Source organism: Rhodoferax sp., assembly GCF_034519335.1.
Taxonomy (GTDB): Bacteria; Pseudomonadota; Gammaproteobacteria; order Burkholderiales; family Burkholderiaceae_C; genus Allorhodoferax.
In genome coordinates, this window is the sequence record NZ_JAXHOL010000038.1 from 234,333 (window position 1) to 253,566 (window position 19,234).

General features: G+C 61.4%; 19 protein-coding genes and 1 tRNA gene. 11 read left to right on the top strand and 9 right to left on the bottom strand.

Annotated features, from left to right (window positions below):
- The first annotated feature begins 39 nt into the window (after positions 1-39).
- The 3 genes from U5O12_RS17645 (at position 40) to U5O12_RS17655 (ending at position 5,063) form a co-directional block, all read left to right on the top strand.
- Positions 40-1,119: a TRAP transporter substrate-binding protein gene (locus U5O12_RS17645; protein WP_322579905.1), complete on the top strand. Its 1,080-nt coding sequence runs from the start codon at positions 40-42 to the stop codon at positions 1,117-1,119.
- The gene (locus tag U5O12_RS17650; protein ID WP_322579906.1) at positions 1,116-3,773 is read left to right on the top strand and encodes an EAL domain-containing protein; all 2,658 of its coding nucleotides are present in this window, start codon (positions 1,116-1,118) and stop codon (positions 3,771-3,773) included. Before U5O12_RS17645 ends, U5O12_RS17650 begins: the two co-directional genes overlap by 4 nt.
- Before the next feature lie 126 nt (positions 3,774-3,899).
- Positions 3,900-5,063 (top strand): IS4 family transposase, encoded by a 1,164-nt coding sequence (locus tag U5O12_RS17655; RefSeq protein WP_322579907.1) that lies wholly within the window; start codon positions 3,900-3,902, stop codon positions 5,061-5,063.
- Positions 5,064-5,163: 100 nt separating this feature from the next.
- Here U5O12_RS17655 and queF read toward each other — a convergent pair whose 3' ends face one another.
- The 3 genes from queF to yaaA are packed head-to-tail and all read right to left on the bottom strand — an operon-like array spanning position 5,164 to position 7,706.
- Positions 5,164-6,009, bottom strand: coding sequence for an NADPH-dependent 7-cyano-7-deazaguanine reductase QueF (gene queF / locus U5O12_RS17660; RefSeq protein ID WP_322579908.1), 846 nt, complete (start codon positions 6,007-6,009; stop codon positions 5,164-5,166).
- Positions 6,006-6,905, bottom strand: a complete 900-nt coding sequence (locus tag U5O12_RS17665) for an alpha/beta fold hydrolase (RefSeq protein WP_322579909.1) — start codon at positions 6,903-6,905, stop codon at positions 6,006-6,008. Before U5O12_RS17665 ends, queF begins: the two co-directional genes overlap by 4 nt.
- Before the next feature lie 27 nt (positions 6,906-6,932).
- Positions 6,933-7,706: a peroxide stress protein YaaA gene (gene yaaA / locus U5O12_RS17670; RefSeq protein ID WP_322579910.1), complete on the bottom strand. Its 774-nt coding sequence runs from the start codon at positions 7,704-7,706 to the stop codon at positions 6,933-6,935.
- A gap of 147 nt (positions 7,707-7,853) precedes the next feature.
- Between yaaA and U5O12_RS17675 the strand changes: the two genes are divergently transcribed.
- From U5O12_RS17675 to U5O12_RS17690, 4 genes are read left to right on the top strand one after another with little or no spacing between them, the layout of a single operon-like run.
- The gene (locus U5O12_RS17675) at positions 7,854-9,230 is read left to right on the top strand and encodes an esterase-like activity of phytase family protein (protein ID WP_322579911.1); all 1,377 of its coding nucleotides are present in this window, start codon (positions 7,854-7,856) and stop codon (positions 9,228-9,230) included.
- Positions 9,231-9,270: 40 nt separating this feature from the next.
- Entirely contained in the window at positions 9,271-10,164 is an 894-nt protein-coding gene (locus U5O12_RS17680) for a MaoC family dehydratase (protein ID WP_322579912.1), read from the top strand.
- A gap of 22 nt (positions 10,165-10,186) precedes the next feature.
- Positions 10,187-10,693 carry a cyclic pyranopterin monophosphate synthase MoaC gene (gene moaC, locus U5O12_RS17685; protein WP_322579913.1) on the top strand — a complete coding sequence of 169 codons (507 nt, stop codon included), beginning with the start codon at positions 10,187-10,189 and terminating at the stop codon, positions 10,691-10,693.
- A gap of 50 nt (positions 10,694-10,743) precedes the next feature.
- Positions 10,744-11,982 carry a KAP family P-loop NTPase fold protein gene (locus U5O12_RS17690; protein ID WP_322579914.1) on the top strand — a complete coding sequence of 413 codons (1,239 nt, stop codon included), beginning with the start codon at positions 10,744-10,746 and terminating at the stop codon, positions 11,980-11,982.
- A 26-nt stretch (positions 11,983-12,008) separates the two neighbouring features.
- Here the strand turns inward: U5O12_RS17690 and U5O12_RS17695 are convergent, their stop codons facing one another.
- From U5O12_RS17695 to U5O12_RS17700, 3 genes are read right to left on the bottom strand one after another with little or no spacing between them, the layout of a single operon-like run.
- Entirely contained in the window at positions 12,009-12,245 is a 237-nt protein-coding gene (locus U5O12_RS17695) for a DUF1330 domain-containing protein (protein ID WP_322579915.1), read from the bottom strand.
- The gene (locus tag U5O12_RS21255; protein WP_416221519.1) at positions 12,178-12,318 is read right to left on the bottom strand and encodes a DUF1330 domain-containing protein; all 141 of its coding nucleotides are present in this window, start codon (positions 12,316-12,318) and stop codon (positions 12,178-12,180) included. Before U5O12_RS21255 ends, U5O12_RS17695 begins: the two co-directional genes overlap by 68 nt.
- A 39-nt stretch (positions 12,319-12,357) precedes the next feature.
- Positions 12,358-12,855 (bottom strand): cupin domain-containing protein, encoded by a 498-nt coding sequence (locus U5O12_RS17700; RefSeq protein ID WP_322579916.1) that lies wholly within the window; start codon positions 12,853-12,855, stop codon positions 12,358-12,360.
- 71 nt (positions 12,856-12,926) lie between these two features.
- On the opposite strand from U5O12_RS17700, the gene U5O12_RS17705 reads away from it, so the two are divergent.
- The gene (locus tag U5O12_RS17705) at positions 12,927-15,845 is read left to right on the top strand and encodes a valine--tRNA ligase (protein ID WP_322579917.1); all 2,919 of its coding nucleotides are present in this window, start codon (positions 12,927-12,929) and stop codon (positions 15,843-15,845) included.
- Between the two features lie 185 nt (positions 15,846-16,030).
- Here U5O12_RS17705 and U5O12_RS17710 read toward each other — a convergent pair whose 3' ends face one another.
- The 3 genes from U5O12_RS17710 to cysM all read right to left on the bottom strand — a co-directional run bounded on the left by U5O12_RS17710 (position 16,031) and on the right by cysM (position 17,820).
- Entirely contained in the window at positions 16,031-16,258 is a 228-nt protein-coding gene (locus U5O12_RS17710) for a sulfurtransferase TusA family protein (protein WP_105259997.1), read from the bottom strand.
- Between the two features lie 30 nt (positions 16,259-16,288).
- A complete protein-coding gene (locus U5O12_RS17715) occupies positions 16,289-16,840 on the bottom strand; it encodes an NUDIX hydrolase (protein ID WP_322579918.1) in 552 nt (183 codons plus the stop codon).
- A 77-nt stretch (positions 16,841-16,917) separates the two neighbouring features.
- Positions 16,918-17,820, bottom strand: a complete 903-nt coding sequence (gene cysM / locus U5O12_RS17720; RefSeq protein WP_322579919.1) for a cysteine synthase CysM — start codon at positions 17,818-17,820, stop codon at positions 16,918-16,920.
- Between the two features lie 41 nt (positions 17,821-17,861).
- On the opposite strand from cysM, the gene U5O12_RS17725 reads away from it, so the two are divergent.
- From U5O12_RS17725 to U5O12_RS17735, 3 genes are all read left to right on the top strand, one after another.
- Positions 17,862-17,946, top strand: a tRNA-Leu gene (locus U5O12_RS17725).
- Positions 17,947-18,099: 153 nt separating this feature from the next.
- The gene (locus tag U5O12_RS17730; RefSeq protein ID WP_322579920.1) at positions 18,100-18,564 is read left to right on the top strand and encodes a (2Fe-2S)-binding protein; all 465 of its coding nucleotides are present in this window, start codon (positions 18,100-18,102) and stop codon (positions 18,562-18,564) included.
- Positions 18,561-19,234 (top strand): molybdopterin cofactor-binding domain-containing protein (locus U5O12_RS17735; RefSeq protein ID WP_322579921.1); only part of this gene is annotated, 674 nt, incomplete at its 3' end. The genes U5O12_RS17730 and U5O12_RS17735, both read left to right, overlap by 4 nt.

A 19,234-nucleotide genomic window follows, 5' to 3' on the forward strand; every position in this document is an offset into this window, starting at 1 on the left:
CAGGCAGACCAGCACCTGAGCCAGGCGCGAAAGGTCAACATGAACACATACACGGCAGCAGGCTTGCGCGCCCTGGCACTTTGGGTGGCCCTGGGCAGCACTTTCGCGGCGTGCGCGCAAACAGCAAATGCACCAGCATCCACGCAAAAACTACGCATCGTGGGTGGTCTGGCCGGCTTGAACCAGTACACCCGCAACGAAGAGCCATTTTGGACCAAGGAACTTCCACGCCTGACCCAAGGCCGCTACACCGCCGAGATCGCACCGTTTGACCGCGCCGGTGTACCGGGCACCGAAATGCTGCGACTGATCCAGCTCGGTGTGGTGCCCTTTGGTACGGCCTTGCTGAGCAATGTATCAGCACAGTACCCTGAATACGCCGCCCCCGACCTGGCTGGCCTGAACCCCGACATGGCCACCCTGAAGAAAACCCTGGCAGCGTTTCGCCCCTACCTTGAAAAATCGCTGCGCGAACGGCATGGTGTGGAAGTGTTGGCGGTGTATGTGTACCCGGCGCAAGTGCTTTTTTGCAAACGTCCGCTGGCATCGCTGGCTGACCTGCAAGGCCGAAGGGCGCGCGTATCGTCTGCCACCCAAGCAGACTTCATGGGTGCATTGGGCGCGATCCCGGTGCTGGCGGGGTTCGCACAACTGCTGCCCAATATGGCCTCGGGCAATACCGAGTGCGCCATTACTGGCACCATGTCGGGCAATCTGATGGGTTTGCACGAGGTAACCACCCATGTGCACACCCTGCCAGTCACCTGGGGCCTCGCGATTTTTGGTGCCAATCAGTCGGCATGGCAGGCCTTGCCGGGCGATTTGCGTGCGTTGCTCTCCCACGAAATGCCCAAGCTGGAAATGGCAATTTGGGCAGAGAGTGAACGAGAAACTGCCGAGGGCTTGGCCTGCAACCGGGGCTTGCCCAGCTGCACTGCAGCCCGCAAGGGCAATATGACCGAAGTGGCGCGAAGCGCCGACGATGAACGACGACGCAAGGAGATTTTTGTGGGCACTGTGCTGCCACGCTGGCTGCAACGCTGTAACCAGCGTTGCAAAGAGCTCTGGGACCAAACCATCGGACAGGCCTACGGCATCGTGGCCCCACTGCCCAAGTGACGCGGCTGATTTCCTCACGTGCCACCCGCGCCGTCATTGGCTCGGTGATGTTCTTTGTGGTCGCTGTAATGGTGGTGGCCGCCTTGGTCGTGCGCGACCGCTACCGCACCGCGATGGCCAGCAGCGAAGGTCAAGCCTTGCGCTTCGTGGCAGGCGCCGAGGCAGCTGTCAACCGCAACCTGCTGGGCGTGGACGTTTTGCTGGCATGCCTAGACAACCTGCTGGGCCTGGCGAACTTGCAGCGCGACTGGATTGATGGCCCGCTGGCCAGCCGCTTGATACAGGGCGCGCTGCGGCAAAACCTGCTTGTGCGCCATGTGGCCCTGCTGGACGACCAAGGACAGATGCTCGCCTCCTCCGACCCACGTGGCGCCGAACTGGTGCTGGCCACCCCGGAGGGTTTTGTGGCGCAGGCATTGGACCAGCCGGTTTCCGGTCTGGCCATCAGTGCGCCAGTGGTGAACTTCAGCAGCTCGGAGCAGGTACTGTACTTTGCACGCCATATTCGCCTGGCTGACGGCTCCAAGGTGTTGGCTATCGCAGAGGTTCAGGTGTCTCTGTTGTCCACCATCCTGGTGCAGGGCGTAGACATCGATCGGCTGGAAGCCACGCTGGAGCGCAGCAATGGGCAGTTGCTGGCGAGTGCACCGGCGATGGATTCGTTGTCAGGCACCTTGCTCCAACCTGCCATGGGTGGGCGCACCCCCTTGGACGGCGCAACCCAAATGCCCTCGCGCCTGAGCGGAGTCTCTGCATTGGTAGTGCAGCGCAATATGCTGTACCACGACATCCTCATTACTGCGAGCATCCCCATGGACACGGTACTGGGAGAATGGCGGCGCGAGAGCTGGCTGGTCGTCGGTGTGACTGGCCTATTTGTCGTGATGTTGCTGGGCGCTGGTGCGGTGGCGCTGCGCTACCTGGAGCAAATGGCCCAGGCGCAGCGCTCCATCTCGGAAGCCAAGTCCACCATGGAGCAGGCGCTGGAATCGATGGAGAGCGGTTTCCTGCTGTTGGATGCCCAGCACCGCGTGCTGAGCTGGAATCGACGCTATCTGGAACTCTACCCCTGGCAGCGGGACACCATTGCCGTGGGCCTTCCGTTTGAGACCCTGCTGGCTGCCACCGCCCGTATCACGCTGCCCCAGGCCGATGCACAAGGGCAGCGCCAGTGGGTACTGGACCGCATGGCACTGCTGCACAAGCGTGTGCACAGCCACGAGCGCCACCTGCCCAATGGCCATGTGATTGAAATCACAGAGCGGTCCACGGCAGACGGTGGCGTGGTTATTGTTTACCAGGATGTGACCCACATCCGCCGTGCCAGCGCAGAGATCGAACAACTCGCATTTTTCGATCCTTTGACGGGCCTACCCAACCGCCGCCTGTTGAGCGACCGGCTGCAACAGGCTGTGGTGACCAGCGTGCGCAGCGGCCGCAAGGGGGCCCTGCTGTTCATGGACCTGGACCATTTCAAAACCCTAAACGACACCCTGGGTCACGACTTGGGCGACCTGCTGCTGCAGCAGGTCGCCGAGCGCGTGAGCGCCTGCGTGCGGGAGGCCGACACAGTGGCCCGCCTGGGTGGCGACGAGTTTGTGGTGATGCTGCAGGACCTGAGCCCCCACGCCATGGAGGCAGCAACGCAAACCAAGATCGTAGGCGACAGCATACTGGCCGCGCTGAACGAACCGTTTTCATTGAAAGGGGTGGTCTACCGCAGCACCAGCAGCGTGGGCGCCACGCTGTTTGGGGAATCACTGCAATCCAGCTCCGAGCTTCTCAAGCAGGCCGACATTGCGATGTACCAAGTCAAGAGCACGGGGCGCAACGCACTGTGCTTTTTCGACCCGCAGATGCTGGCTGCCATCGAGACACGGGCGGAGCTGGAGCGCGACCTGCGCGAGTCCCTGGCACAGGGCGAGTTTGCGCTGTACTACCAGTTGCAAGTGTGGGATGAGAACCAACCCATGGGCGTGGAGGCCCTGGTGCGATGGTGCCACCCCAGCCGCGGCATTGTGTCCCCGATGGTCTTCATTGGCCTGGCCGAAGAGACGGGACTCATCGTGCCGTTGGGCGAATGGGTGCTGCGCACCGCGTGCAACCAATTGGCCCGGTGGGCGCAGGAGCCGGGCCGCGCCGAGTTGCAAATGGCAGTGAATGTGAGTGCGTTGCAGTTCCGACAAGACAGTTTTGTGGACCTGGTGCGCACCATCCTGCAAGACACCGGTGCCAACCCCGAGCTACTCAAACTGGAACTGACGGAGAGCTTGGTGCTGGAAGACGTGCAAGGCACCATTGCCAAGATGCGGGAGCTCAAGACGCTGGGCCTGCGCTTCTCGATGGACGACTTTGGCACCGGCCAGTCCTCGCTGACCTACCTGACCAAGCTGCCGCTGGACCAGCTCAAGATCGACCAGTCCTTCATCCGCAACCTGGGCGAGCAAGCGGCCGACGCCGTCATGGTGCAAACCATCCTGGGCATGGCCGAGACCCTGGACCTGGAGGTGATTGCCGAGGGCGTGGAGACCGAGGAGCAGTACGAATTCTTGATGGCCCACGGCTGCCACCTGTTCCAGGGCTACCTGTTTGCGACACCGCTGCCCGTGGGGGAGCTGGAAATTTTGCTAAATCGCAACACTACTGTCCGGTAAATTCTCCATCAAAGTAGTCAAAACCTAGACTGGGCGCAGGTTCCCAGAGGATTTGCGATTCCGGCGATTTGAAACACGCTCCACGCCCGTTGGCGTACCGTGACCTCATTTCCCGAAGTCTACGCCATGAACACTGGACGCACAGTTTTCGCACAACTGCTGGGAGTCGTGCCGTTTAGCCACTTCGAGCATCTCGTAGACAAGTACCAGTCCAACCGCTGGACACGGGAGTTCACTGCATGGAGTCACTTCATCTGCATGGCCTACGCACAGCTCACCCGCAGAGAAGGCTTGCGGGACCTGATCGCATGCCTGAACTCGCAAAGCACCAAGCTCTACCACGTGGGCTTGCGCCAGCGGGTGTCACGCTCCACCCTGGCCGATGTCAACGAACGGCGTGACTCAGCATTGTTCGAAGCCCTGGGCCAGCGTTTGACCGAGATGGCACTGGCTTTGTACCAAGATCACGACATCGGCCTGGGGCTGAAGGAGCCCCTGTACGCCATGGACTCCACCACCATCGATTTGTGCCTAAGCTTGTTTCCCTGGGCTGACTTCAGGTCTACCAAAGCGGGGATCAAGGCCCATACGGTGATTGACCTGCGCGGCTCCATTCCAGTCATGCTCACCATCACCACGGGCAAGGTCAGCGATGTGGGTTTACTGGACAGTTTGACTCTGCCCAAGGGCTCCATCGTGGTGTTGGACCGGGGCTATGTGGACTTTGCCCGGTTGTACATGCTGGTGCAGCGCGAATGCAGTTTCGTGGTTCGTGCCAAAGACAATTTGAGCTTCAATTGCGTCCACGCCAATCCCCCTGATACCAAGGTCGGCGTGTACTCAGATCAGACGATTACGTTGACTGGGGAGCGCTCCAAGAAGGGCTATCCCGAACCGTTGCGCCGGGTACGCTTCTATGACGCGGTGAGTTGCCTAGAGCTGGTCTTTCTGACCAATCGCTTGGACTTACCTGCCCTGACTATTGCCGCGATCTATAAGCAGCGCTGGCAGGTAGAGTTGTTCTTCAAGTGGCTCAAGCAGAACTTGAGCGTCAAGCACTTCTTTGGCAATTCCCTGAACGCTGTGAAGTCACAAATCTGGATTGCGGTGTGTACGTATCTCATGGCTTTGATCGCCCACAAGCCGTTTCAATCCCAAATATCGCTGCGCAACTTCTTGCACTTGGTGGAGGTCAATATGTTCGAGAAGATATCTCTGTCACGGTTGGTGAGCAACGCACTCGACGCAGATGAGATTGAACAGGTGCAGCGTCAGGCGGAGCTGTTCTGATACTTCAGGGAAATTTACCGGACAGTAGTGAAATCGCAAGAAAATTTCGGCCTAGCCCTTGTGGAATATGCGCAAGCAGCTCCTAAATTTATAGCAATAATTACTGGCGTGCGGTGCGTACATTGCCCGGCAACGCCCGCGGATGGCTGGTGCGCAAGGGGTTGATGTCCAACCCGCCGCGGCGCGTGTAGCGCGCATACACGGTCAGCTTGGTGGGTTTGCAGCGCGTCCAGATGTCCATGAAGATGCGCTCCACACACTGCTCGTGGAACTCGTTGTGGTTGCGAAAGCTCACCAGGTACTGCAGCAGGCCTTCTTGCTGAATGGGCAGACCGGAGTAGCTGATCTGCACGCTGCCCCAGTCGGGTTGGCCGGTCACCAGGCAGTTGCTCTTGAGCAAGTTGCTCACCAGCACCTCGTCCACCATGCCTTCATCAGGCAGCGTGGTCAGCAGTTCGGGCGCGGGCTGGTAGCGGGTGCACTCCACGTCCAGACGGTCCAGGTTCAGGCCATCGAGTTCATGCACGGGTTCGCGGTCAAACAGCGCGGCATCAATCAGCTTCACGCCCACCGTGCCGGGCGTTGGGGCACCGCGCCATGCGGCCTCCGAAACATCGGCACGCAGCCGCGCCAGCACCTCACTGGCATCGGCAAAGCGGGTGTTGTTGAAGCTGTTGAGGTAGAGCTTGAAGGACTTGCTCTCTACGATGTTGGGAGACTCGCAGGGAATGGTGAAGTGCACCAGCGCCACCTGCGGCTTGCCGCGCAGGTTGAGCCAGCTCAGCTCAAACGCCGTCCACAGGTCGGCGCCCAGAAAGGGCGCGGCGCCGGTGATGCCGATCTCGGCACGCTTGCCCGCGCGCGGGATGGGAAACAGCAGGCTGGCATCGTACTGGTCCACATAGGCGGAGGCCTTGCCGAGTTGCGATTGTTCGGGGGTGTTCATGCGCTTGCTTTCAAATGGAGGATCAATGCGGCCAATATCTGGCGCACGGGTTCGGGCGGCAGGTCGTGGCCCATGCCGTCAATGGTGAGCAAGGTGGCACCGGGGATGCGGCGCGCGGTGTCTTCACCGCAGGCCAGCGGCACCAGCGGGTCCTCCTTGCCGTGCACCACCAGCGTGGGCGCGGTGATGCGCCGCAGCAGTGCGGCGCGCGTGATGTCGGCCACCACGGCCAGCATCTGCCGCGCCGTGCCCACCGGGTGGAAGGCGCGCAACACACTGGCGCGCACCTGCGCGCGCAGCTCGGCTTCGGGTGTGGGGTAGCCGGGGCTGCCAATGGTCTGGAACAAGCGCACCGAATGCGCCACCACAGCATCGGTACCGCGCCCCGCCGGGCGGCTGATCAGGGCGCGCACCACCTCGGGCGCCGCCTGCGGCAGGCCCCGCGCACCGCTGGTGCTCATGATGCTGGTCAGGCTCAGGGTGCGTTTGGGAGCCGCCAGCGCCACACGCTGCGCAATCATGCCGCCCATGCTCACGCCCACCACATGGGCCTTGTCGATCTTCAGCGCGTCCAGCACGCCAATGGCATCGGCCGCCATGTCGCTCAGGGTGTAAGGCGCGGCAGGCACCAGGCCCAGCTTGTACTTGAGGCTGGCCCACAGCAGATTGGGTTTTCCCAAAGCATCGAAGTGGCTGGAGAGCCCCACGTCGCGGTTGTCAAAGCGCACCACGCGGTAGCCCGCCGCCTCCAGGGCCTCCACCATCTCTACCGGCCAGGCAATCAGCTGCATGCCCAGGCCCATGATCAGCAGCACCGCAGGCTTTCTGGCAAAAGAAGCGTCCGTCTGGGCGCTGTCTTCCACCTCGATATCGATTCCATTTGCTCTTATTTTCATAGCTATTCGCGCAATTAATACGGGGGCTTAAGCCTGTTTTCTTCTAAAAATCAGGCGTTCGGGCGTCGATTCGGCCGCCGCAAACGCATAGCCGTCCACATCAAAGGCCTGGAGCTGTTCGGGCGTCATCAGGCGGTGTTCGATGGCGTAGCGCGCCATCAAGCCGCGCGCCTTTTTGGCAAAGAAGCTGATGACCTTGTACTGGCCGTCCTTGTACTCCTGGAACACGCACTCCACCACCCGGCCTTTGAGGGCCTTGCGGTCCACCGCCTTGAAGTATTCGTTGGACGCCAGGTTGATGACCACGGGCGAGGCGTCCTGGCGCAGGCGGGTGTTGAGGTAGTCGGCAATCTGGCTGCCCCAGAAGTGGTAAAGGTTGCTGCCATGCGGGCCCTTGAGCGCGGTGCCCATTTCCAGTCGGTAGGGTTGCATCAGGTCCAGCGGGCGCAGCACGCCGTACAGGCCGCTCAAGATGCACAGGTGGTCTTGCGCCCAGGTCAAATCGTCCGCGCCCAGGGTTTTGGCCTGCAGGCCGTCGTACACATCGCCGTCAAAGGCCAGCGCGGCCTGGCGTGCATTCTTCTCTGTGGCGCGGGACGACCAGGCGGCGTAGCGGGCCACGTTGAGCGAGGCAAGTTTGTCGCTCAAGTCCATGAGCGTGGCAATGTGTTGCGGCGAGTATTCGCGCAGCAGGCCAATCAACGCTTTGGACTGTTTGACGAACAGCGGCGCGGTGTGCGGCTGGCCATTGAGCGGGGTGTCGTAGTCCAGGGATTTGGCGGGGGAAAGCAGAAACAACATGGTGGTGTGGGCAGGGCAGACAGGCGGCGCCAGAGAGAGTGCGAGGCAGTTTAGCGTGAAAGGCATAGGCAGCGGGCGTCACGGTTTTTTCATATTCACCGCCTAGGCTTCGACCCTTGTTCATCACCACCGGGAATCGTTTTCACCATGCGTATTTTTTCTCTGACCCACGTGGCTTTTGCCGCTGCCCTGGCCCTGGGTGCTACCGCTGCATCCGCCCAAACCGAGGTCACTGCCGTGCTGGCCGGCCACGCCGCCCTGCCCGCCAACAGCACCGTGGCCGCGCCCAAGTCGGCCGGCAAGTTTTTTGAAACCGCTGGCAAATTTGCCGCGGCCAACCGCCAGCGCACCGAAGTGCTGCACAGCATCGAGGGCATCAGCTTTGTGGGCGACCCCAAATACCCGCGCAAATCCGGCGGTAGCTTGCCGATCAAAGGCCAGGCAGTCCAAGGCTTCTCGGGCATCGTGTCCTTGGGCAAGGGCGAGTTTCTGGCCCTCACCGACAACGGTTTTGGCAGCAAGATCAACTCGCAGGACGCGCTGCTCATGGTGCACCACGTGAAGGCCGATTGGGCCAGCGGCAAGGTAACGCGTCAGAAAACCACGTTCCTGCACGATCCCGACCGCAAGGTGCCGTTTGCCATCCAGAACGAAGCCACGGCCGAGCGCTTTTTGACGGGTATCGACTTCGACCCCGAGTCCATCCAGATCGTGGGCAAAGAGTGGTGGATTGGCGACGAGTTCGGCCCCTATGTGCTGCGCGTGAACCACCAAGGCAAGGTGCTGGGCGTGGTGGAAACCGTGGTCGACGGCAAGGCCTACCGCGGCCCCGACCACTACCTGAACGGCCGCCTGCCCAACTACCCCGGCGACGCCGGCTTCGAGGTGCGCCGCAGCGGTGGCTTCGAGCCCATGGCCAAGTCCATCGACGGCAAGACCGTGTACCCCATGTTCGAGTGGCCGCTGTGGGATGCCGCCGCCAAAGCCCAGGACATGCGCAATGGCAAACCCTTCACGCGCATTCTGGAACTGGACGTGGCCACGCGCACCTACGGCACCCGCCAGTGGAAATACGCCTTTGAAGAGGCTGGCAATGTGGCTGCCGACTTCCAGATGCTGGACGCGACCACCGGCCTGGTGATCGAGCGCGACGACGCGTCTGAAGGCTCGGGCAACGTCTGCAAGGACGAGCCACGCACCGACTGCTTCACCCGCCCCGCCAAGTTCAAGCGTATCTACAAGATCGACCTGGCCCAGCTGGACGCCGACGGCTTTGTGAAAAAAGTGGCCTTTATCGACCTGACCAAGATCGCCAACCCCAACGGCAAAGCCAAGCGCGGCCCCAATGAAGCCAACTTTGTGCTGCCGCACCTGGGACCTGAAGGCCTGACCGTGGTAGATGCCACCCACATCGTGGTGGTGAACGACAACAACTTCCCCTACTCCAGCGGCCGCACCCTGGGCCAGCCGGATGACAACGAGTTGACGTTGCTCGATATCAAGGCTTTGGTCGACGCGAAGTAAGACGCGACTCGGACATGGTCGCCATGCACAATGGCGCACTATGTCCGACGCTCCCATTTTCCTCCAGTACAAGGCTGCCCCGCGCAACGGTGCGGCTTTGGTGCGTAGCCTGTTTGCCGGCCGTCCCACCCAGGTCGCTTCACAGCAACAAGCCATCCGTTTTGACGCCCACTGGCACGGCGCAGGCGCCGATGCGGCCCGCCTGGCGCAGTACCGTGCGGTGTGCGATCTGCCCGACACCGGCACCCTGCCCCTTCTCTATCTGCACGCCATGGCCATGCCACTGCATATGGCCATCCTCAGCCACGCACGCTTTCCGCTGCGCCTGCTGGGCCTGGTGCACTGGAGCAACCAGATCGAGAGCCTGCGCCCTGTCCCCAACGATGCGGCCATGGACATGCACTGCACGCTGGACAACATCGAAACCACCGAGCGCGGCCAGGCCTTCACCATCCACACCACGCTAAGCACCAGTGGCAGCGTGGCGTGGCGCGAGACCAGCACGTTTCTGTCACCCCTGGCCCGCAGCAAGAGCGGCAAAAAGCCCGCGCCCGATGGCAGCGAGCCCGACTGGGGCGCGCCCATCGCCCAGTGGGCCGTGGCCGGCAATGCCGGTCGGCGCTTTGCCGGCCCCTCGGGCGACTGGAACCCCATCCATGTGAGCGCGCTCACAGCCCGCCTGTTCGGCTACCCGCGCGCCATCGCCCACGGCATGTTCAGCGCAGCACGCTGCCTGGCGCTGCTGCAACAAGGCCAGCTCGTTGACGCCCCGCTTGCGCTGGACCTGCGCTTCAAACGTCCCCTGTTGATTCCGGGAAAAGTGGCCTTACATACTGCGCAGGACGCGGAGTCTGGCCCAGCGGCGACCCGCTTTGTATTGAAAGTGCAGCCCAGTGGCGAGCCGCATATCGACGGCACGCTGCGCGTGCAGTGACGAACTGACGACAGGATGGACCATGACTGATACCAACCCCTCTGCCCTCACCCACTTCGACACCAAGGGCGACGCCCACATGGTGAACATTGGCAACAAGCCGCTCACCGCCCGCAAAGCCGTGGCGGGCGGGCGTATTCAGATGCAGCAGCACACACTGGACCTGATCCAGAACGCCCAGGCCGCCAAGGGCGACGTACTGGGCGTGGCGCGCGTGGCCGGCATCATGGCCGCCAAGCGCACCAGCGACCTGATTCCGCTGTGCCATCCCATCATGCTGTCGCGCGTGGCCATCGAGTTTGAGATGGTGCCCGCCACCGCCGCCACCCTGCCCGCTGTGCAATGCCTGGCCATTGCTGAAACCACGGGTGGCACCGGTGTGGAAATGGAAGCGCTCACCGCCGTGCAAATCACCTTGCTCACCATCTACGACATGTGCAAGGCCGTGGACAAGGGCATGGTGATGACCGATGTGAAGCTGCTTGAGAAGCACGGTGGCAAGTCGGGGACGTACCTGGCCGCGCCGTGAAGTTGCTAATTTCTAAGACGACCACGAATCCAAATGATTAACGCCTGGATATGACCACACCAGCCAACACCTACGAAGGCGATGCCTTAAATCGCGAAGCATTCGGCAATAACCTGTCAACGTTGATTACGAGCCTTAATGGAGGCGTCATCGGAATTGACGGAGCGTGGGGAGCAGGAAAAACCTGGTTTGGTCGACGCCTACGAGACGGACTTGGAGAGAGTGCACAGATCAAGACGATCTGGATTGATACATTTTCTGCCGACTGGCATGACGACCCAGTGCTTTCGCTACTTGCTGAATTTTCTGAACTAGTTCCGGCGAAACAGCGAGATACGTTTGTCAATAGCGTCGCCCCACTCGCGGGAAAATTGCTTGTTGCAGCCGGCAAGGCCGGGTTGAAAGCTGCAGGAAATATGGTTGGCCTGACTGGGGAGGCGGTAGATGACGTAATTGGAGCCGCACAGGACGCAAGCGACGCGTTCATCAAAAAACGACTGCAAGACCTAACTGAGCGCAAACAAACAATTGAACAACTGAAAAAGTTATTAAGCGATGCCGTTCCAGATGGTGGGAAAGTTGTTGTTTTTGTGGATGAACTCGACCGATGTTCACCTGCATACGCTATTCGCTTTTTGGAGCGCATCAAACACCTCTTTGAAATTCAAGGTGTCGTCTTTGTATTGCTTTGGAACCGAGCTCAGATTCAGCAAGCAGTAAAAGCTTTCTACGGACAGGACACTGACGGTCAAATGTATTTAGACCGTTTTGTTGACTATCCCGTTCGATTGCCCAACCATCACGCAGACAGACGAAATGCTGGTTTGCGCAGAATAGTCGAGTCAGAAATTCAAAAACTGGACGCTAATGCGCAATTGATGTTTCGCGACGTGACCGACCTGATCGCTGGTTTTGGGGATGTCCTACAACTTACCGCAAGAGAAATAAAACATGTGTGTGCTTGGTGGGTAATGGCTGGTGTACGACGTGACGAAATTGTCGAGGCATGGTTGCTCTGCGTTAAGGTAAAACGTCCGGACATCTATGCGCGTCTTGCCAACGATGAACCAAATGCACACGAATCCGCAGCGACCCTCCTGAATGAGCTGCCGGAAAATTCAACTCTAATTCGTTACTACGTTGCCCTGCACCAATTCCATATCGCTTGCGCAACGAAAGACCTTAGTACTGCATCAGAGTTTTCTACTTACCTCTTTGGCAGGGGCACGCACGATGTGTTTAGCCGTACAAAGGACATCATCCTGCGCATCGAGGCGATACAGCGGTAATCACGAATTTTTATGCGCGCGAAGGCTTAATCACCCGGCTGAGCGCCGTCGTAGCCTTCGATCACGATCAGGTCGATCACTGGAACGTCTTTACGCCGCGCAATGGCGGCTTGGTACGCCGGAGAATGCCAGCAATCCAGTGCGGCTTGGTAGCTTGAGAATTCAATCAACACATTGCGTGAGCGCGCTTCGCCCTCAGGGTTTTTCGTAGCGCCCTCTTCGGGCCAAAAAGCGTCCACCAAACTCTTTGAACGGCGTGGCATTCGCCGCCTGATAGACCTTGTAAGCCTCGGTATCAAACACTTCCACTCGCCCAACCCAATATCCCTCGGCCATCTGTAACTCCTGAAAAACAAGTGCCGAGTTTGGAAGACCTCAGACGTAGGGCGTGCCGTCCTTGCGCACAAAGCGCCATTGCCCGGTCGCCACCAGCAAGGCCTTGAGGTCATCGTCGGGGTAGCTGCCCTCATCGCCGGGCGTGCGGTCGCCCACCTCCAGGTACAGCACCTCGGCGTCGGTCTCGTTCTTGAGGCAGTGGCTGTTGCCCGTGCCGGCCTTGAAACCCGCGCACATGCCGGGTGCCAGCGCGGTCAATCCCTCGTCCGTGTGCAAAGTGGGATGGCCTTGCAACACGTAGATGAATTCGTCCTGTTTGGTGTGCGCATGGCGCAGCGCAGACACGGAATGCGGTGCCAGCCGCACCAGGTTCACGCCAAAGTTGCTCAAGCCAAACAGGTCACCCAGCTGGCGCTTCTCGCGCCCGGCCATGCGCGAGGCAAAGGGCTCGGGGTAGTTGGACGGCTTGGTGCGCGGCGCCACCTCGGTGGCGAGCACGGCGACGGGGAAAGCGGGGCTTGGGCGGGTGTCGGGCATGGGTCCTCCTGGGCGGGTCCTGTAGCTTAGCGCCTGCCCGGTAAAATCACGGGTCCTCCCAAGAGAACCCCATGTCTGACCAAGCTACCCCCACGCCCTCCGCCCCCGAACAACCCGGCCTGCAGTCCCTGTCCAAGTCCTTCGAGCCCGTCGCGCTGGAAGCGCACTGGGGCCCCGAATGGGAAAAGCGCGGCTACGGCATCGCAGGCTACCGCGGCACCCAGACGCCCAAGGCCGGTGAACCCGCCTTCGCCATTCAGCTGCCACCGCCCAATGTGACGGGCACGCTGCACATGGGCCACGCCTTCAACCAGACCATCATGGACAGCCTGACCCGCTACCACCGCATGGCCGGGTTCAACACCGCCTGGATTCCCGGCACCGACCACGCCGGCATTGCCACGCAGATCGTGGTGGAGCGCCAGCTGCAGGAGCAAAAGATCAGCCGCCACGACCTGGGCCGCGAGGCCTTCACCGCCAAGGTGTGGGAGTGGAAAGAAAAATCCGGCAACACCATCACCGGCCAGATGCGCCGCATGGGCGACAGCGTGGACTGGAGCCGCGAATACTTCACCATGGACCCCAAGCTGTCCAAAACGGTGACAGAAACCTTTGTGCAGCTCTATGAGCAGGGCCTGATCTACCGTGGCAAGCGCCTGGTGAACTGGGACCCCATCCTCATGAGCGCAGTGAGTGATCTGGAGGTGGAAAGCGAAGAGGAAGACGGCTCGCTGTGGCACATCCGCTACCCGCTGGCCGATGGCAGCGGCGACATCACCGTGGCCACCACCCGCCCCGAGACCATGCTGGGCGACGTGGCCGTGATGGTGCACCCCGAAGACGAGCGCTATGCCGCCCTCATCGGCAAGATGGTGAAACTGCCCCTGTGCAACCGCGAGATCCCGGTGATTGCCGACGACTACGTGGACAAGGCCTTTGGTACCGGCGTGGTGAAGGTCACCCCCGCACACGACCAGAACGACTACCAAGTGGGCCAGCGCCACAAGCTGCCCATGATTTGCGTGCTGACGCTGGACGCCAAGATCAACGACAACGCCCCCGCGCCCTACCAGGGCCTGGACCGCTTTGTAGCCCGCAAGAAGGTGGTGGCCGATCTGGAAGCTGGCGGCTTCCTGGTGGAAGTGAAGAAGCACAAGCTGATGGTGCCGCGCTGCGCCCGCACCGGCCAGGTGATCGAGCCCATGCTGACCGACCAGTGGTTCATGGCCATGAACACCGTGGGCAAGGGCGATGCCACCGGCAAGTCCATCGCGCAAAAGTCCATCGACGTGGTGCAGAGCGGCGAAGTGAAGTTTGTGCCCGAGAACTGGGTCAATACCTACAACCAGTGGATGAACAACATCCAGGACTGGTGTATCAGCCGCCAGCTCTGGTGGGGCCACCAGATTCCCGCCTGGTACGACGAAGACGGCAATGTTTACGTGGCGCGCAACGAGGCAGAAGCGCAAGCCAAGGCACCAGGCAAGACGCTCAAGCGCGACGAAGATGTGCTGGACACTTGGTACTCGTCTGCCATGGTGCCCTTCTCCACCATGGGCTGGGGCAACGACGGCGTAGGCACAGGTGCCACCGAGGATTACAACCTCTACCTCCCCAGCAGCGTGCTGGTCACCGGCTACGACATCATCTTCTTCTGGGTCGCCCGCATGATCATGATGACCACACACTTCACCGGGCGTGTGCCGTTCAAACATGTGTACATCCACGGCCTGGTGAAAGACGCGCAGGGCAAGAAGATGAGCAAGTCCGAAGGCAACGTGCTGGACCCGGTCGATCTGATCGACGGCATCGCCTTGGCTCCGCTGCTGGACAAGCGCACCACCGGTCTGCGCAAGCCCGAGACGGCGCCGCAGGTACGCAAGAACACCGAGAAGGAATTCCCCGAAGGCATTCCCGCCTACGGTGCTGACGCGCTGCGTTTCACCTTTGCGGCACTCGCCTCATTGGGCCGCAGCATCAACTTCGACAGCAAGCGCTGCGAGGGCTACCGCAACTTCTGCAACAAGCTGTGGAACGCCACGCGCTTTGTGCTGATGAACTGCGAAGGCAACGACTGCGGGCTGAACGAGCACACCAAGGAACAGTGCGCGCCCGGTGGCGAAGCCCACGGCTACCTGGAATTCAGCCAGGCCGACCGCTGGATCGTCTCGCTGCTGCAAAAGACCGAGGCCGAAGTGGCCAAGGGCTTTGCCGAATACCGCCTGGACAACGTGGCCAACACGATTTACGACTTCGTGTGGAACGAGTTCTGCGACTGGTACCTGGAAATCGCCAAGGTGCAGATCAATACCGGCAACGACGCGCAAAAGCGCGCCACCCGCCGCACGCTGATCCGCACGCTGGAAGTCATCCTGCGCCTGCTGCACCCCATTGCCCCCTTCATTACCGAAGAGCTGTGGCAAAAGGTGGCACCCGTGGCGGGCCGCAGCGGTCCGTCGGTGGCCATTGCCGCCTACCCCGTGGCCCAGCCCGAGCGCATTGACGAAGCCTCCATTGCCCACGTGGCCAAACTCAAGGCCCTGGTAGACGCCTGCCGCAACCTGCGTGGTGAGATGAACGTGTCACCCGCTGCACGCCTGCCGCTCTATGTGGTGGCGCAGACGGCAGAAGAGTCGGCTTTCCTGCAGTCGTCCGCAGCCGTGCTGCAGTCGCTGGCCAAGCTCAGCGAGGTGAAGGTGTTTGCCGACGAAGCCAGCTGGCAAGCCGCCGCCCAAAGCGCCCCCGTGGCGGTGGTGGGCGAAGCGCGCCTGTGCCTGTTTGTGGAAGTGGACGTGGCCGCCGAGAAGCTGCGTCTGGGCAAGGAAGTGGCGCGTCTGGAAGAGCAGATCGCCAAAGCCAGCACCAAACTCAGCAACGAAGCCTTTGTGGCCAAGGCCCCTGCCGCCGTGCTGGAGCAGGAGCGCAAGCGGGTGGCGGACTTTGCCGCCACGCTGGTCAAGGTGAAAGAGCAGCTGGCTCGCCTGGGTTAAGGAACTGGCCCCCACGCTCCGCCGCTGCGCGGGTCGCTTCCCCCCAAGGGGGCGCGTTTCCCTGGCGGGGCTGACCGCCAAGCGGTTCAGAGCAGCTTGGGGCGGCCCGGCGCTGAAACCTGCCCCAAAACAAAACGCCGCATGGGGTAACCCTGCGGCGTTTTGCGTGGGAGCTGGGGAGCGGCTTAGCGTCGGCGCAGCACGTGGATGTACTCGGCACCCACGGTTTCCTGCTCCAGCAGCTCGTTGCCCGTTTGCTTGGCAAAGGCTTGGAAATCGCGGATGGAACCGGGATCGGTGGCCACCACCTTGAGGGTCTGGCCGCTCACCAGCTCGGCCAAGGCCTTCTTGGCCTTGAGGATGGGCAGCGGACAGTTCAGGCCGCGGGTGTCTACTTCTTTGTCGGTGTGCATGCTGTGGGCTTTCTGGCGTAGTCGCTGATTTTAAGTCGCGAGCTTCTCGGCATCCTGGCGCCACACCGGGTCGATAAACGTGGGCTCGTGCCCGCGCGAGCGCAAAAACTCGGCCAGCGCATAGCCGGTACCAGCAGGCCAGCACTTCACGTCCTCCATGTTGTAGAGGCGGTAGTCCACCAGCTCGGGGCTCAGTTTCACATCACCATGGCAGACCGCGTGGTAGGCAATGATGACCTGGTTCATGCGCTGGAAATCGTAGGCACCCAACAGCTTGAGCGCGCTGGTGCTCAGGTTGGTCTCTTCCGAAATTTCACGCGCAATGCCTTCTTCGGGCGTCTCGCCGGCCTCCATGAAGCCGGTGATTAGTGCATACATCTTGCCGGGCCAGGCAGCGTTGCGCGCCAGCAGAATCTGCCCGTTGTATTCAATCACCGCGGCCAGCACAGGCGTGGGGTTGTTCCAATGCGTGAAGTCACAAGCCGGGCAGCGCAGGCGGGTTTTGTCACCGCCGTCTTCGGCCAGCGTGATGTGCTCCAGCGCCGTAGCGCATTGCGGACAGTACTTGAAAACAGCAGACATACCCACCCTTTATTTGCTATACATTCAGTAGCTGCTCGCGCAATAAGGGCGGGCTCTACAGACACTTTTCATTCAAATTATGCGGGAAAGACGCCGGTGGAGAGGTAACGGTCACCGCGGTCGCACACGATAAACACAACCACCGCATCGCGCTCACGCCGGGCAATCTCTTGCGCCACCCAGCAGGCACCGGCAGCCGATATGCCGCCAAAAATACCCTCTTCGCGCGCCAAGCGGCGGCACATGTCTTCCGCATCGGCCTGGCTCACGTAGACCAGCTCGTCCACATTCTTGGGATCGTAAATCTTGGGCAAGTAGGCCTCGGGCCATTTGCGGATGCCGGGAATGCGCGAGCCTTCCGAGGGTTGTGCGCCAATGATGCGAATGGCCGGGTTCTTTTCCTTGAGGAAACGTGACACCCCCGTGATGGTGCCTGTGGTCCCCATGGCGCTCACAAAGTGGGTGATGCGGCCGCCCGTTTGCTCCCACAACTCCGGTCCCGTGGTCTCGTAGTGGATGCGCGGGTTGTCACCATTGGCAAACTGGTCCAGCACGCGGCCTTTGCCTTCGCGCTGCATTTGCTCGGCCAGATCGCGCGCGTACTCCATGCCGCCGCTTTTGGGCGTGAGGATCAGCTCGGCACCAAAGGCTTTCATGGTTTGGGCGCGCTCAATCGACAAGTCCTCCGGCATGATCAGCACCATGCGGTAACCCTTCACAGCCGCCGCCATGGCCAAGGCAATGCCGGTGTTGCCCGAGGTGGCCTCAATCAGCGTGTCGCCGGGCTGGATGTCTCCGCGCTCCTGGGCGCGCTGGATCATGGACAGGGCTGGGCGGTCCTTCACGGAGCCCGCAGGATTGTTGCCCTCGAGCTTGCCCAGCACCACGGTGTTGCGGGATTGGTTGTCGGTAGCTTGGATGCGCTGCAATGCGACCAAGGGGGTCTTCCCGATCGCGTCTTCAATGGTTGAAAATTTCATGTCCATAAATGTGCCATAATTCGCGCTTCACAGAATTACCTGCCCAGGTGGTGAAATTGGTAGACTCAGGGGACTCAAAATCCCCCGCCGCAAGGCGTGCCGGTTCGAGTCCGGCCCTGGGCACCACATGCAAGCCAGACGTTCGCAAGACGTCTGGCTTTTTGTTTGGGCGCTGCAAATGCCCCCATGGATTACCCCTTGTGTGAGCCTACGTGACAGCCACACCCCGGCGGCGCCCCCTATGATGCGAGCCACCAGAACCCGCAAGGAGTGCGCCCCATGGAACTGAACATCAATGGCCAGGTCGTCACAGCCGACGCCCCACCCGACATGCCACTGCTCTGGGTGCTGCGCGACACCCTGAACATGACCGGTACCAAATTTGGCTGTGGCGTGGCAGCCTGCGGTGCCTGCACCGTGCACGTGGATGGCCAAGCTGTGCGCTCCTGCGTCATGCCGGTCTCCGCCGTAGTGGGCCAGAAGATCACCACCATCGAGGCCCTGGGCAGCCCTGACAAGATACACGCCCTGCAGGCCGCATGGATTACCGAGCAAGTGCCCCAGTGCGGCTACTGCCAGAGCGGCATGCTCATGGCAGCCGCCGCCCTCTTGGCCCGCAAACCCAAGCCCACCGATGCCGACATCGACGAGGCCATGACCAATATCTGCCGCTGCGGCACCTACCAGCGCGTGCGCGCTGCCATCCACCGCGCGGCGAGCCAGCCCCAAGGAGCCGCAGCATGAAGCGCCGCACCTGGCTATTGAGCGCCTTGGGCGCCACCGGCGCCTTGGTGGTGGGTTGGGGCGTGATGCCCGCCCGCTCCCGCATGGGGAGCCCGGAATTAATGTTGCCCGAAAGTGGCGAAGTGGCGCTGAACGGCTGGATCAAGGTGGCCACCGATGGCACCGTGGTGCTGGCCATGCCACGCAGCGAGATGGGCCAGGGCATCCACACCGCCCTGTCCATGCTGGTAGCGGAAGAGTTGGACCTGCCCATGGCCAAACTGAAACTGCAACAGGCAGGGCCCGACACGATTTACGGCAACGTGGCCATGCTCACCGCCAGCCTGCCTTTCCACCCGCTGGAGTCCGAGGGGGGCAACCCACCTACCAAGGTGAAATTGGGTGAATGGTTTGTCGGCAAGCTCGCGCGCGAGCTGGGAATCAATGCCACGGGCGGCTCGTCCAGCGTGGCTGACGCCTGGGTGCCCTTGCGCACGGCAGCGGCAACGGCGCGCGCGGCGCTGCTGGAGTCAGCGGCCAAACAGTGGCAAGTGCCGGCGTCTGACCTGCGCATTGCCGCCGGGGTGGTACAGCATGCCTCGGGCAAGTCAGCGCATTTTGGCGAGCTGGCTGCAGGCGCGGCTGGCGTCAACCCCAAGAATGTGAGCCTCAAGGCCCGCGAACAACAGAA

Excerpts from the sequence above, each read along its gene's own strand:
- U5O12_RS17645 (WP_322579905.1), top strand. The coding sequence starts at position 40 with ATGAACACATACACGGCAGCAGGCTTGCGCGCCCTGGCACTTTGGGTG.
- U5O12_RS17655 (WP_322579907.1), top strand. The coding sequence starts at position 3,900 with ATGAACACTGGACGCACAGTTTTCGCACAACTGCTGGGAGTCGTGCCG.
- queF (WP_322579908.1), bottom strand. The coding sequence starts at position 6,009 with ATGAACACCCCCGAACAATCGCAACTCGGCAAGGCCTCCGCCTATGTG.
- U5O12_RS17665 (WP_322579909.1), bottom strand. The coding sequence starts at position 6,905 with ATGAAAATAAGAGCAAATGGAATCGATATCGAGGTGGAAGACAGCGCC.
- yaaA (WP_322579910.1), bottom strand. The coding sequence starts at position 7,706 with ATGTTGTTTCTGCTTTCCCCCGCCAAATCCCTGGACTACGACACCCCG.
- U5O12_RS17675 (WP_322579911.1), top strand. The coding sequence starts at position 7,854 with ATGCGTATTTTTTCTCTGACCCACGTGGCTTTTGCCGCTGCCCTGGCC.
- U5O12_RS17680 (WP_322579912.1), top strand. The coding sequence starts at position 9,271 with ATGTCCGACGCTCCCATTTTCCTCCAGTACAAGGCTGCCCCGCGCAAC.
- moaC (WP_322579913.1), top strand. The coding sequence starts at position 10,187 with ATGACTGATACCAACCCCTCTGCCCTCACCCACTTCGACACCAAGGGC.
- U5O12_RS17690 (WP_322579914.1), top strand. The coding sequence starts at position 10,744 with ATGACCACACCAGCCAACACCTACGAAGGCGATGCCTTAAATCGCGAA.
- U5O12_RS17695 (WP_322579915.1), bottom strand. The coding sequence starts at position 12,245 with ATGCCACGCCGTTCAAAGAGTTTGGTGGACGCTTTTTGGCCCGAAGAG.
- U5O12_RS21255 (WP_416221519.1), bottom strand. The coding sequence starts at position 12,318 with ATGGCCGAGGGATATTGGGTTGGGCGAGTGGAAGTGTTTGATACCGAG.
- U5O12_RS17700 (WP_322579916.1), bottom strand. The coding sequence starts at position 12,855 with ATGCCCGACACCCGCCCAAGCCCCGCTTTCCCCGTCGCCGTGCTCGCC.
- U5O12_RS17705 (WP_322579917.1), top strand. The coding sequence starts at position 12,927 with ATGTCTGACCAAGCTACCCCCACGCCCTCCGCCCCCGAACAACCCGGC.
- U5O12_RS17710 (WP_105259997.1), bottom strand. The coding sequence starts at position 16,258 with ATGCACACCGACAAAGAAGTAGACACCCGCGGCCTGAACTGTCCGCTG.
- U5O12_RS17715 (WP_322579918.1), bottom strand. The coding sequence starts at position 16,840 with ATGTCTGCTGTTTTCAAGTACTGTCCGCAATGCGCTACGGCGCTGGAG.
- cysM (WP_322579919.1), bottom strand. The coding sequence starts at position 17,820 with ATGAAATTTTCAACCATTGAAGACGCGATCGGGAAGACCCCCTTGGTC.
- U5O12_RS17730 (WP_322579920.1), top strand. The coding sequence starts at position 18,100 with ATGGAACTGAACATCAATGGCCAGGTCGTCACAGCCGACGCCCCACCC.